The organism is Enterococcus sp. CWB-B31, assembly GCF_020567645.1.
In the GTDB taxonomy this organism is placed as follows: Bacteria; Bacillota; Bacilli; order Lactobacillales; family Enterococcaceae; genus Enterococcus_L.
This window is the reverse complement of the sequence record NZ_JAJDJW010000001.1, coordinates 441,230-455,321: the sequence shown is the minus strand read 5'-3', so window position 1 is coordinate 455,321 and position 14,092 is coordinate 441,230. Positions and strand designations below refer to the sequence as shown.

11 protein-coding genes and 2 pseudogenes are annotated in these 14,092 nt (G+C 35.7%); all 13 read right to left on the bottom strand.

Annotated elements, in window-relative coordinates:
• Positions 1-31: 31 nt before the first annotated feature.
• Positions 32-1,306, bottom strand: a pseudogene (ltrA, locus tag LI954_RS01880) (group II intron reverse transcriptase/maturase).
• A gap of 625 nt (positions 1,307-1,931) precedes the next feature.
• Positions 1,932-2,666 carry a LytR/AlgR family response regulator transcription factor gene (locus LI954_RS01875; protein ID WP_202068127.1) on the bottom strand — a complete coding sequence of 245 codons (735 nt, stop codon included), beginning with the start codon at positions 2,664-2,666 and terminating at the stop codon, positions 1,932-1,934.
• A 9-nt stretch (positions 2,667-2,675) separates the two neighbouring features.
• Positions 2,676-3,704, bottom strand: coding sequence for a sensor histidine kinase (locus LI954_RS01870; protein WP_202068128.1), 1,029 nt, complete (start codon positions 3,702-3,704; stop codon positions 2,676-2,678).
• 329 nt (positions 3,705-4,033) lie between these two features.
• Positions 4,034-4,498, bottom strand: a complete 465-nt coding sequence (locus LI954_RS01865) for a GHKL domain-containing protein (protein WP_202068129.1) — start codon at positions 4,496-4,498, stop codon at positions 4,034-4,036.
• A gap of 142 nt (positions 4,499-4,640) precedes the next feature.
• Positions 4,641-5,549, bottom strand: a pseudogene (locus LI954_RS01860) (IS982 family transposase).
• A gap of 464 nt (positions 5,550-6,013) precedes the next feature.
• Positions 6,014-6,148 (bottom strand): cyclic lactone autoinducer peptide, encoded by a 135-nt coding sequence (locus tag LI954_RS01855; protein ID WP_202066700.1) that lies wholly within the window; start codon positions 6,146-6,148, stop codon positions 6,014-6,016.
• Positions 6,145-6,747, bottom strand: coding sequence for an accessory gene regulator AgrB (locus tag LI954_RS01850; protein ID WP_202066699.1), 603 nt, complete (start codon positions 6,745-6,747; stop codon positions 6,145-6,147). The genes LI954_RS01855 and LI954_RS01850 overlap by 4 nt, the downstream gene beginning before the upstream one ends.
• 162 nt (positions 6,748-6,909) lie before the next feature.
• Positions 6,910-7,344 carry a hypothetical protein gene (locus LI954_RS01845; protein WP_229443341.1) on the bottom strand — a complete coding sequence of 145 codons (435 nt, stop codon included), beginning with the start codon at positions 7,342-7,344 and terminating at the stop codon, positions 6,910-6,912.
• Between the two features lie 53 nt (positions 7,345-7,397).
• A complete protein-coding gene (locus LI954_RS01840) occupies positions 7,398-8,780 on the bottom strand; it encodes an acetyl-CoA carboxylase biotin carboxylase subunit (protein ID WP_202066697.1) in 1,383 nt (460 codons plus the stop codon).
• Positions 8,777-9,247 carry an acetyl-CoA carboxylase gene (locus LI954_RS01835; protein ID WP_202066696.1) on the bottom strand — a complete coding sequence of 157 codons (471 nt, stop codon included), beginning with the start codon at positions 9,245-9,247 and terminating at the stop codon, positions 8,777-8,779. Before LI954_RS01835 ends, LI954_RS01840 begins: the two co-directional genes overlap by 4 nt.
• Entirely contained in the window at positions 9,237-10,985 is a 1,749-nt protein-coding gene (gene accD, locus LI954_RS01830; protein WP_229443340.1) for an acetyl-CoA carboxylase, carboxyltransferase subunit beta, read from the bottom strand. Before accD ends, LI954_RS01835 begins: the two co-directional genes overlap by 11 nt.
• 15 nt (positions 10,986-11,000) lie before the next feature.
• Complete coding sequence (locus LI954_RS01825) at positions 11,001-11,783, bottom strand: 4'-phosphopantetheinyl transferase family protein (RefSeq protein ID WP_229443339.1); 783 nt, start codon at positions 11,781-11,783, stop codon at positions 11,001-11,003.
• 43 nt (positions 11,784-11,826) lie between these two features.
• Positions 11,827-14,091 (bottom strand): FtsX-like permease family protein, encoded by a 2,265-nt coding sequence (locus tag LI954_RS01820; RefSeq protein WP_229443338.1) that lies wholly within the window; start codon positions 14,089-14,091, stop codon positions 11,827-11,829.
• Between the last annotated feature and the right edge of the window lies 1 nt (position 14,092).

Below are 14,092 nucleotides of genomic sequence, written 5' to 3'. Positions count from 1 at the left end.
TACGAACGGTTCGCATATACGGCGTTTCAATTTATATTTCAGTGTGTACTTTTAGATAATGTCCAAGAGCAGACGGTATTCCTCTCTGCTCAAGCCGTTTATTTGAGAGTGCTCGTTGAACAACTTTGGACAACCCAATATAGCGATACCCTTTTCGACAATAGGTGAGCCCTTTGGCCTCTTCCTCTGGAATCCTCAGTTGAACGAGTGATCGAATGCGTTTACCATTATTCTTCCACTGTTTCCAGATAATAACACGGAGCCTCGAGCGGAGTTTTTGGTCAATTTCTACCAAGTTACCTTTCATCTTCGTGATACGGAAATAATTCACCCAACCTCTTATCACCTGATTCAGTTTGGTGATTCTCTCATCCAACGAAACGCTCCAGTTTCTCTTCGTTAGTTTTCTGAGTTTTCGTTGAAACTTCTTGATTGAATCCTTATGAGGTCTACTCTGATACTTCTTGGTGTTTGTATCAAAGTAGAAGCCAAATCCAAGGAACTTGGTCCTGTTGGGGCGGGAGATTCTGCTTTTCTCGGCATTCACTTTCAGTCCCAGTTTCTTTTCAATAAAGTGTGTCATTGAGTTCAATACTCGTGTTGCCGCTTTCTCACTCTTAACGAAAATCAAACTGTCATCGGCATAGCGGACAAATCGCAATCCTCTTGCTTCCAGCTCTTTATCCAGTTCATTTAACAGGATATTGCTTAATAATGGACTGAGATTCCCTCCTTGTGGTGTACCCACAGGCGTCTCCACATACTTTCCATCCTCCATCACACCACTTACCAAGTATTTACGTATCAGTGAAATGACGTCCCCGTCCTTCACAGTGTAGGAAATGATTCGCATGAGTTTATCCTGATGAACCGTATCGAAGAAACGTTCCAAGTCGATGTCAACTACCCAGTCATAGCCATCGTTCAGATACTCTATTGCTTGAATAATCGCCATTTCGCAACTACGTTTCGGACGAAATCCATAACTGTATTCGCTGAATTGTTTTTCAAACATTGGACCTAGTATTTGGCTGATTGCCTATTGGACCACTCTATCTACTACAGTCGGAATACCTAATTGACGCATTTTTCCATTTTCTTTTGGAATTTCTACTCGTAATGTTGGTTGTGGCTTATACTTACGTTGGCGAATTTGAGAACGCAGCTCCTCTTTATGTTCACGAAGATACTCCTTCAATTCCTCCACTGTAATTCCATCTACTCCACTTGCCCCTTTATTACGGTAAACACGTTTGTAAGCTTGGTTCATGTTCTGATTACTCAAGATTTGTTCTAAAAGTTCCATACTCGTTTCTTCCTTCCTGTCACGTAGCGAAAGATTATTCTCTTTTGATTATCCTTTGAGATACGCTCATACTTTCCTCATTAACACATTCAGAATTAACTCTTTCACGCATTCGTGGTGTAGAAACATTATAAATTGTTCGGTCCTTCATGGGAAAAAAAAAATTCCATTACTATGACCTCTGCTGACTTCTCACGATAAACCTTTTTCGACCGACTTTCTTATTAGGGTTCTCCTCAGTCGTCCGTGAGACCTCCCAGGGTAAGACGACTAACTTTCCTCTTTTACTCGCCTGATTTATCCGATAAGTTTACGCACATCTTTTGGACTTTGGTTTGTTCAGGAACCTTATCCACTTACCGAGCCTTGGTATCAGGTTTCTGTTCGTCGAGCCAAGAATTTGATACACGCTTCCTTCAGCCACATCCTCACGAATGCCACCTTGTGTTTCTCTAGCGATTGGTCGATGTGTACCCTCGCAGTGGACTTTCACCACCTAGATAGTCGCCATGCCTGGCGCACAACATAAAAACCAGCACACCTGATGTACTGGTTTGAGTAATTAAAACTGTTAACTTTTTTCTGTTCCTGTCCCACATTTATAAGAAGAGACACACTATCTAATCTATTTTTGATCAAGTAAATTCAATAGTTTTTTCAAATAGCGTGTTGACACATAACAAGTTTCTCCATTATTCATAATAACTATCCGCTCTGCTTTTTTCACTTCGCTGATATTATTTAAATTGATGACAAATGATTGATGACATCGATAGAAACTGCGATCTTTCTCAGCCAGCTCTTTGATTGTGCCATAAAATTCTATTTGACGATTTTCTAAATGAACAACAACCTTATGAGGCGTTGAAGAAGATTCAAAAAATAGAATTTCTTCCTTATTCAATTTGATAATTTTTTCACCAGATTTGATTTGGAAAAATGATCTATTGGGATTCAAATCATTCAAATAACGTTCATGTGCTACATTGATACAATCCTGAATTTTCCTAGTTAAATTTGGATCATCCTTTGCAATGTAATCCATCGCCTCTACTTTGTAAGAAAATGTCAAATGAGATAATTCAGCATGGGTTGTGATAAAAACAATTTTCCCAGCCGTATCAAGTTTTCTCAATTCCACAGCAAGGCCAATCCCTGTCATTTCATTACTCAAATCTACATCTAAAAAATACAATCCTGTTGTCTGACGTTCCTTCACTTTAGTCAATACTTCCTGAGGATCAGCAGTTGCCAGAGTAAACTCTAGATCATAATCTTTCATCAATATGTAGTTTTTTATTGCAGTGGTTAAATTCTCCAACTGCTTTGGATTATCTTCACACACATAGATACTTAACATAGTTCACCTCTAATTAGTAATTTCAATTTTTTGAATGAAGCAGTCATTATCAATAAGCGTCTCTAGTGTCACATTCATCTGTGGATCAATCATTTCTTTCAAATTACTTAAACCTAAGCCTCGGTTTTCTCCCTTTGTAGAAAAACCACTGCGATTCATTTCAAAAAGCTTCGGGTGCCCTGTTTTAATTGTGTTCTGAACAATAAAACTAATACTTTCCATCTCTTTTATAATTGCCATTCGTATGAACCCTTCTTTATTTTCCTTTGTCTCCTCGATTGCATTATCTAAAATAATTCCTAAACAACGAATCAAAGAAACTGAATCCATGTTCACATCATTGATTCTATCTTTTACTTCCAATTCTGTGTCAATTCCAGCCCATTGAGACTGCAACAATTTTGAAATCACGATACTCTTGATTTCTGTGACTTCCAAACGACTGATCTCTGACAACTTAAAATCATTTTTCTGCATCAGCTGCTGAGTTTTTTTGATCGATTGATAATAGTAGTCTTTCAACCGATCAAAGTCATCCTCTTCAATAAAGCTTTCTAACGACGTCAAAATATTCTGATAATCATGACGAAATTTTCTCAGTTCATTGTAATTACTCTCAAGATATGTTGTGTATTCTTTCAGATTCTGCTTTTCTTTCTCTTTGTATTTGTCTTCACTTCTTTTTTTCATATAGAAATAGGTGATAAATAACAAAACTACTGTAAACGTAAAGTACAAAGTAATGAAGAAACTATTAAGTAAAACTGTACTTAATAGATTCCCTTCAGCATTCGCAAAAAAAATAATTGTACATAATATTATGTATAGGCCTAGTGATAATGAAGTAACCAGCCAAGTTCCAACATCATCCAGATGCACGCGTTTTTGAATTTTTTTAATACCATAAATGGTTATTCCAGCAAACATAAAATAGAAAAACACTCGTAATAAAAAGAGCATTTGTGAACCTATCTCTACTTCTTTGATTATTTCATTTTGACCATATAAGAGTATGAATGATGCAATATGATCAAACAATACGATTAAGCTACAACTTAAGGAAGCGTACAACAGGTTCTTATTCCACGTTTTTTTCAAATAATAATTCAATATAAGAACAGAGAAAAACACTAAAAATTGAATATATATACCTATATATCCAAATACGTATCCAAGTATAACACCAAAAACAAGTGATAATAGCGTTCCTTTCAAGCTTAGAAATTTTTCACTAATGAAGTGTGAATTCATTGACAATACAATGAAATATTGAATACAAATGATTATATATATCAAAAATAAGTCCCCCCTAACTTAAATCTACTGCCTCCTCAAACCAATATATTAGTAAAATAATCAAAATCTCACTAAGCTATTTCAATTTTTTGAATGAAACAGTCATTATCAATAAGCATCTCTAGTGTCACATTCATCTGTGGGTCAATCATTTCCTTCAAATTACTTAAACCTAAGCCTCGGTTTTCTCCCTTTGTAGAAAAAACACTGCGATTCATTTCAAAAAGCTTTGGATGATCTGCTTTAATGGTATTCTGCACAATAAAACTGATACTGTGTATCTCTTTGATGACCGCCATTCGGATAAACTCATCCGCGTTTCCTTTGGTCTCCTCAATCGCATTGTCTAAAATAATCCCTAAACAACGAATCAACATCACTGGGTCCATGTTAATCTCATCGATTACTTCTTTTATCTCCAGCTCAGTCTCAATTCCAGCCCATTGAGACTGCAACAATTTTGAAATCACGATACTCTTGATTTCTGTGACTTCCAAACGACTGATCTCTGACAACTTAAAATCATTTTTCTGCATCAGCTGCTGAGCTTTTTTGATCGATTGATAAATAGTAGTCTTTCAACCGATCAAAGTCATCCTCTTTTTCTAAAATATAAATTATAAAACATCTAAGATTTGTATATATACCCGATATAACTATACCCACAGTGCTGGTTAATTAAGCACTTAATTTCTCAAGTCCAATTGAAAATTTTAATGTTTCACTATCTTCTTTATGTGCTTCAGCCAACAAAAGATTATAAAGCAGAACCGTTAGTTGTACTCTTGTCATAATACGTTGAATACAATGTGCGTGAATCCCCTCTATTCCAAGGATTTCTAAAGAAGAAAAGACGGTTTCAATTGCTTTTCTTTGTTTTTTGAAGAGAGAATAATCTATTTTATTCGCTTCTTTCATAGATTTTCTAGGAATCGCAAGCAAGGTAATCCCTTGTTTAGATAGACGATTTGCTCGTTCCTTTCCAACATACCCTGCATCACCTAGAATAGTTGGAATGAAAAAGGATTCTGTTACATCTTCTACTACTTTCGCATCATGTAAAGTAGCAGAACTCAGTAAAAAGTTTAAAATCAGACCATTTCTACTGACAATCGCATGAAACTTTAGCCCGTAAAACCAGCGTTTCTTCGTTGCATTATAACCAATATTGGCAAGTGGTTGAGCAGAATGGGCTCTTCTATTACGAATTGGCTGACACAAAGGCATTGGGAGACTAGCCACTAGCCCAACTGCATCCACTTCACTTGAATTCCCTTTCATAAATGCTTAATTGATTAATGCGAGAGTCGGTTGAAGATTATTGCGGGTTCGAATAAAACGAGTTCTGTTAGGAAAATCATTTCCATAAATAGAGCAAACTAAACGATAAATGCCAATGAGCGTTGTACATAAATGAAGAATGCCAAAAAGATAACAAGTTAGAATAACGACATCTGATTGTTTCGCTAACTGTTTGTTTTTTCGGTTTTTGACTGTATCAGGAGTATATTCTTCATACAACCGTAATACTCGAAGCAGTAAATTTTCGAAAGTTATAGTAAAATGAGAGTTGGAAGGTTCTTGCATGCTTTTTCATCTCATTTCTTAACCGATTTGAGGCTAGTGTAGCAAGAACTTTCTTTTTTTGCATGTTTAAACTATTTTAACTAGCACTATGGGTTAACTACATAAAATAAGAATTAGTATATTAGCAAAAAATGCCAGTATAATTTTTTTCCTACCCCCAATTTTTCATTAACATAATAAAAGTCAAAAAATAATATATTGAACTATCTCACATAGCCAATAAATATACAAATACACTTCAAAATGTTCATTTTAAACGAACTAATAGTTGTCTGTTAATGATATCATATATAAAACAATTTAATCAATGCTATTTATCTAGTAATTCAATAAATTTCATACTTTTTTTTAGACATTTATTAGATTATTCGGGCTTCTCCAACTATTTTTAAGACAACTCTCTTTAAATTGTACGAAGTGCTATCCAACAATATTTTTAGATATGAAGTAGATAGTGACAAAGATCATTGAAGTAATTCTTCTGGAATCTCAATTTCATACCCAAATCCAATACAACACTGATTAATCGATAATTCCCCACCTGATACTAATAAAACCGCCAACAAATCCATCATTTTTCCTTTTAATTTTCCCATCATATTCTTTCATCTCCTAGTAATTTATATAGTACAGGCATGGTCAGCAGTGCTGCCACAAAAGCACCTGTCATTAACAAGTTCGCAATATACGTTTGATTAAAACCTAAAGCAATAAGGAAAACTAGCACGTTAGAACACAACGCCTTTTGTCTCAACAGTCTTTTCTTTTCTTCATAGCAGATCTTATTCTTTTTAGTTACTCCTGGTGCATAGATCCATAAAATTGAACTGGTTCCTGCAAACAACATCATGAGAACATAGACTGAAAAAGGACCCATCATACAAAATTTAGCACAACCTAAAAATATAATGGTACTGAATACCGTACAAAGCTGACTAGATTTAGCATGAGCACCGTAAGAAAATGTTCGAATCATCATAAAACCAACATGGAAAATAATGACAGCTGTTAATAATTGAAACAAGTAGGCCAGAAAATAAATAATAACTAATTTTGTTACATTGATTATAAATACATTTAACCCAAGTTTCAGTTTCAACTGTTCAATCCTATCCAGATTGCATTTTTGACAAATTGCTTCTGCGCTCTGATCGACAAGCCGATCTGTAAATGACAACTTTTGACTAATTTTTTCCATATTATTTGCTCACCTCTTGAATTTATAGTAACAATCAACTCGGACAAACTGTGTGTTTTTTCTTATCCATACACAAAAAGAGCGAAACTGCAAAAAAGCATATAGGGAATACACACTTCTGTAATCAAAAGTGCGTATTCCCTATATACTTTTTAATCTGATTTAAATCGTTTCCATCTCAATTTTGTAAATAGCACATAATTTAAATAGCCGATTATTAGCCAAAGGTATTTCCTGAATTTCATAGTCTATGGCATTGTCTTTTAAATATTGCTTAACAAATTTCTGTAGGACTCCTTCAGTTTTACCAGACTCTGTTGTTAAATCATCCTTGGCAGAGACTATAAGTAAATAACTACCTGCAGTGAATTCTGGAAAATCTACATTTTCTAGTATATCAATCCTCTCTTCTTCTCTTATGTAAAAAATATTCTTATTGATAAATATCAGTGCACAATCACCAGATAAATCAAATAAAGAGTCACTTTTGAAAAAAATGTCAAACAGGAACGGACGAAAGTCACCTGTTTGAACTAACTCATTTAAGAGCTTTCTATCAATACTTTGAAGCTTGACAGATTTTAGCAATTCTCTCATTGATATTACTTCTGCTTTCAGTAATATTCACATCCTTACTGTATCTATCCCTCTCATGCTCTTTTTAAAAGCTTCGGATTAGAATACGCATTCTGAAGATTTTCTTCTATAAAGTGATTGTCATAGTGACCACTAATAAAGTCCTGATCGGATAAAACGGCCAGAAGAAAAGATACATTCGTTTTAATTCCGCTGATAATTGTTGTTTCTAATGCTACTTTAAGCTTTTTAATAGCTCCTGCTCTAGTCTTATCATGAACAATAATTTTTCCCAGCATTGAATCATAAAATAGAGGTACTTGATACCCTGAATAAATGAATGTATCTACTCGAACACCTGGAGATCCTGTGGGTAATACTAGAAAATCAATTTTTCCTGCAGATGGAAAGAAATTATTTTCCGGATCTTCTGCATTAATTCGACATTCTAAGGAATACCCCGTTAATTGAATATTTTCTTGCGTACAGCTAAGTGGAAGTCCAGCAGCAATAGTTATCTGTTCTTTTATAATATCTACCCCGCTGATCATTTCTGTAATAGGATGTTCAACTTGAACACGCGTGTTCATCTCCATAAAATAGAAACATTTCTTTTTATAATTATATACAAACTCTACCGTACCAGCACCAAGATAATTTAGACTTTCACTAAAACGGCAGGCTGCCTCACACAATTCCGTCCGAATTTTTTCATCCAATAACGGAGAGGGTGTCTCTTCTATAATTTTTTGCATCTTTCTTTGAATCGAACAATTTCGTTCTCCTAGATGGATGATATTTCCCTGAGAGTCGCCTAGTATTTGAACCTCTACATGTAAAAACTGTTGAATGCATTCTTCAATATAGCAGCCTTGGTTATTAAAGGCTTTTTCTGCTTCTTTTTTGATAATCTCATAATAATGAAGCAACTCTTCTAGGTTTTCACAACGTTTGATTCCTTTCCCACCTCCGCCATGTGTAGCCTTAAGGAGAATCGGAAAATTTAATTTTCCAGCTTCTTTTTGCAGCTGTTCAGATGTTTCAATCGCCTGATGATTTCCTGGAATTACTGGTATACCTGCAGTTTTTGCAAGTCTTTTGGCCTCAAACTTATCTGCCAGCTGTGATAGATTATCTAAGGATGGACCAATAAATGTAATTCCTTCCTCTTCACATATACGGCATAGCTCCATATTTTCAGATAGAAAACCATATCCTGGATGTACAGCTTGACAACCAGTAATTTTAGCAACATTAACAATAGCTTCTACTTTTAAATAGCTATCAATAGACGAAGCCGGCCCAATTTGATAAGCTTCATCAGCAAACGCCACATGAAGCGCTTCTTTGTCAGCTTCTGAATACACAGCAACCGTAGCAATTCCTAGTTCCTTACAAGCTTTGATAATTCGGATAGCTATCTCACCGCGATTGGCAATCAACACTTTTTGAATCATGCTGATGCCTCCTCAATCACCGCTAAAGGCTGTCCATACTCAATCATCATTCCGTTAGATATCAGGATTTCTTGAACAGTGCCTGAAGCTGCAGCTTTAATTTCCATAAAGCACTTCATCACTTCTACCAAACCAATAACATCATCTACATTGATTTTTTTACCGATTTTTAAATACGGTTCCTGATCAGGTGCTGAACGATCATAGAAAATACCTGTCATTTCTGATATCAGTTCTTTACTATTCATAGTAGCCGTATTCTGATACAGTTTTTCCTCTGCTTCGAAAACAGTTGCTTCTGATATACTTTTTTTCGGTGACTCTTTGTCATTCGTTTGAACTAGTATCCCTTGCGGTTCCTTTTTGATAATGATGCGCAAGCCTTCAGCTTCATATTCAAAACTTTTGACTTTTGTCTGCTCGCAATACTTCATCGCTTCAAATAGTAATTTTGTGCTATTGAACATCTTTTATCAGCTCCTCTTCACTTTTGCCACCTATGACTTGATCCGTTCCCATCGATAAATATTTTTCAACTCTTCGTTGCATCCTTTCAGAAGCATCAAGCAATAATAATTTTGATAGCTCATGAAACAAAAATGTATCAATCACTCCTACTTGTTTATCGATATCCTGACTAGCATCTGGGGTAATCTCAGGTATGATTCCATCAATAATCTTTCGTTCCGCCAAATCCGCAGCTGTTATCTTTAAACTTTCAGCTGCTTTAGCAACTAGATTACTATCTTTCCATAATATAGAAGCTGCCCCTTCAGCAGAAATAACCGAATAAACGGATTTTTCTAGCATGAATAGCTTGTCTGTCGCGCTCACCGCTAGTGCGCCCCCACTGCCGCCTTCTCCAATCACTAAAGAAAGGGTTGGAATATCTGCTCTTAACATCGTCTGAATGCATTGCGCGATTGCCCAGCTTTGGTTAGACTTTTCAGATTTTTCAGTAGGATCTGCCCCTTTCGTATCTACAAAAGAGAGAACAGGGCAATTAAATTTTTCTGCTAATTCGATTATCCGTTTCACTTTTCTAAATCCCGCCGGGGAAGCCATTCCAAAATTTCGCTCACTATTTTCTTTGTAGTTTTTCCCTCTGTTTTGCCCAATGACCGCTACTGGAATATTATGAAATACAGCTAACCCTGTAAGAACGGCTTGATCATCAGCAGATGTTCGATCACCATGCAATTCGATAAAATCTGGAAATAGCCGTTGAATGTAATCTTCAGCATTCGGGCGCTCCATTTTTCTAACCAAATCCAAATGTTCCTTCGCATTACTACCACTCTTATCTAAGGGCATTCCTGCCCTTGCTCGAAATGTTTTTCCTTTTCGAGAAAGCTTCCCTTTCTTACCAAACACTTGAAAGAGCTTTATCAAATAGTCACGCTGTTCTTTCCTTGAGACAATATCATCAACGTGCCCATGCTTGAAAAGAAATTCGGCGGTTTGAAAATCTTCTGGCAGTTGCTCCTTCAGTGTTTTCTCAATCACTTTTCGTCCCGCAAAACCGATCGTCGCCTGAGGCTCAGCGATAATAATATCTGCAACATTGGCAAAGCTGGCAGAAACACCGCCTGTAGTTGGATGAGTCATTACAACGATACTCAATAATTTTTTCGCTCTTAATAGCTCAAAAGCTTGAATTGTTTTTGCCATTTGCATTAAACTGTACATGCCTTCTTGCATACGCGCCCCCCCTGAAGCTGTGAAAATTACAAATGGCAGCTCAAGTTCACAGGCGGTTTGTATTGCTCTATATATTTTTTCTCCAACAACAACGCCCATACTCCCCATGCGAAATGAGCTTTCCATAACGGCAATCACACAATCTTGCCCCTGAAGCTTTCCTTTACCTGTAATGATAGCGTCTTGTAACCCGCTCTTCTTTTTATCAAAAATCAATTTGTCATTATATCCATCAAAATTTAGAGGATCTTTGGTTTTAAACATCTGATTAAATTCCAAAAATGACCCTTTATCGCATAATAATGCTATTCGATCTCTCCCGTGTATGTTCTGGTGACATCCGCATTTATAACAGACATAGTGGTTTTCTTGATAAACGCTCTGCAGTAAGCAACTACTACAACTTTTACAAGTTATATAGCAATCTTCAATAATGGTTGTCTGATCTCTTTGTTTTAATTGCCTGTATATTTTTTTCTTTGGTTTGACTTTATACGTCGTCATATAACTCCCCTCCCTTTACGCTTCCAGCTTCACTTTTTCAAACATACAGCATATAACAAAAAATGTGTTCTCATGTTGTTTGTAATAGATAATCAGTCGATTATCTGGACTAAGCAATACATTCTCAACTTCCGGAATTAGATTGATCCAGATTTGCCCGTTTCGAATATCCATCACACTGATTGATTTCAAGCCTAAACTTAAGCCTACGCCAAGAGCCTTACCAACAGCCTCCTTGATACTCCATATCAACGTTGCTGTCCAAGCTTTATTTTTGGGAAAACACTCTCCAGAATCAATGATTCTGCGTTCCTCAAAAGAAAAGATACTTTCATTTTCTACTATTGCTTCACTGGTAATCACTTCCTGTACATCAACCCCCATCCAGCAATTCTTACCATGACTGATAAGAATACTGGAATCACTATGGGAAAGTGAGGTTGATCCTTTGATGCTGCGATTATTGACATGAATTCTAGGTTTCCCTTTGGTTGGACCATCGGTATCATTTCGAATCTCAACGTCCTTCATATCAAGAAATAAATGTTCACTGTCAATCATCTGACGGAAAAACTCTTTTGCAAACGTACGGCTATAAACATATTCTTGACCTTTGTTACAACGTTCTTTCTTTTTTAAGATAGACAATTCTTCTTCACTTAAAAACTCTTCGTAATTTCTGCTGTGCTCTTCCAGCTCCTCTTTGAAGGTATATGCATACCTATGCCAGATACCTTCAAAAATTTCAATTTTATCCTGCCTTTTCTCAAAGCATGTAATCTCTCCTTGTATAATCATTTATTCTCACTTCTTCCTGATGAACAGTCTTTTTCATGCCATTTTATTCTAGTATTTCTTTGTACGATACTTCTTTAAGCTGTCTTTTAGCAATCATAATAGATAATTCAATCGATATAGCCGTCAGTACGAGACATACAACTACAGACAGTGGACTAACATCCATTGGATACAGCATATCCGTTGTTTTAGATAAGAATCCAAACATCATCATGGATAAAAGGATTGAGTATGGGATGGATATAACGTAGCCAATAAAAGCGACTTTTCTAAAACCGCTATATACTGCTTGATTACACTCTTCTGCTGAATAACCCATCATTTTCATTGTTGCAATATATTTTTTATAGCTCTTTAATACATTTAAGAATGCTAGAATCAGTATTGCCAAGCCCATAATTAAACCAGACATAAATAAGAACACAGCTAACAGTTGGTAGGTTTCGTTCTCAGAACGCATTTTGTCTTCTAGGCTACTGGTTTCAATGGTGCTTACAGGATTACGTTGAATCTTTTCAGGTGCTAGATTCGTCAACACACTGTTGTACGTTTCTTTATCAAGTAGCCCTGTTTTCAAAGCTATGTCCTGTGAAAGATACACAGATTTTCCGTAGTTTCTCTGATCCACTGCTGAGATTTTTAATTCATGCTTCTTACCACTTAATGTGACAGATACTGAATCACCAATATTTAAGTCATACCTTTGACTCATCCATTGATTGATGACTAATCCGTTTTCGTCGGCTAAGTTAATTTTTTTTTGTCCACCCGTACTCTTGTGTAAGGTCAACAACGAAGCAGATTCCTGTTGTAAGATATTCAAAGTGATATTCGTCAGATTTTGATTTCCTTTACTTAAAGAAGCAGATAAATAGTAGTAGTAAACGGTATCTGCTAAGTTTGCATCGGGTTTCAATTCTTCTGTGTAATGAACCTCTCTCTCATAAGCAATGCCTTCTGTGGCATTTTCCACCATATTTTCAGTCATAAAATACGTCATATACGCAAATTGGCTTTGAACACCTAATGCAAATCCACCAAAACCGACAAAAAATAGTGTACTTATGCTAGAACGTACAATAATACGTTTCAAACCTGCCAGAAAATTATGTTCTTTTATTCTAATATTGGCCTTAATAATCCGCTTGCTTACTTTTGTCTTCACTTGACCTTTCATTAATTGTAGAGCTGGTTTTTTTATCTTTAAAAGACAAGTAGCAACAGAAAATAATCCAGCACAAATTGAAGGTAACAGAACCAACATAATCAAAAGCAAGGGCTTTATCCCATCCTCATGACTAGGCAAAAGCAGAGAATGAAACATCATTTCATAATAAATTGGCGATAGTAAATACCCAACAAAATAGCCAACTCCTGCTGGAATGAACACGATGAAAAATGTCACAAAATATTTTCTTACAATCTCTAAACTTGAATAGCCCATAGCTTTCAGTACGCCAATATTGACAATATCATGATCAATTTGCTTTCTTGTTGAAACCATGATTAGTATGAACGCAATCAGCAGCAATAAGCTCACTGCAAATACAGCAATAATCATATTCATATTCATTATAGAAGTAATCGTGCCATAAACTGCTGGATTTTCTTCATTGGACTCCAGTTGATAAAATTGTGTGTCTTTTTGCATTTCACTAAAATTAGACTTCTTTCCAAAAAACTTCCCAACAAATGTGCTACTACTGCTATTTGAATATTTCTGATCATACTCTTGTTTGAATAGAACGATTATTCCTTGACTCTTTTCATCATAAAGTTCCCCCGCATCGTCTACTATCGGTGATAGTATATTGGAAACCGTAACGATTCCTGATATTTTATATTCTTCATCATTTAAAGTATAGGTTTGACCAACCTCTAACTGATTTGTTTTAGCAAAATTTTTATCTACAACCAGTTCACTGTCTTTTACTGGCAGCTCCCCTTCTTCTAAAAGAAATCGATCCATTTTTCTATCAGCACTTATTACTCTGTAAATAAGGTTATTTTCTCTTACTATGGAATACCGATGTTCTTCCCAGGTAAAATCGTATTTTTTAGCTAGCTCTTGATTCTTCGCTTCAATGGACTTAGTCACACCTCCAGCTTCTAACACGTCCTGTTCAGTTACCGAAGGATAGTAGCTAAAATCACTGACTGCACCTTCTGCTTTCACTTTATCCAAAGACTGCTTCAAATCAAGATTGCTTTCTATAAATATCGTACCAATCGTGATCGCCAGAAATACAACAACCATCGTACATAATGTATCTAATTTATTCTTCTTGAAATGTGATAAAAAATTCATA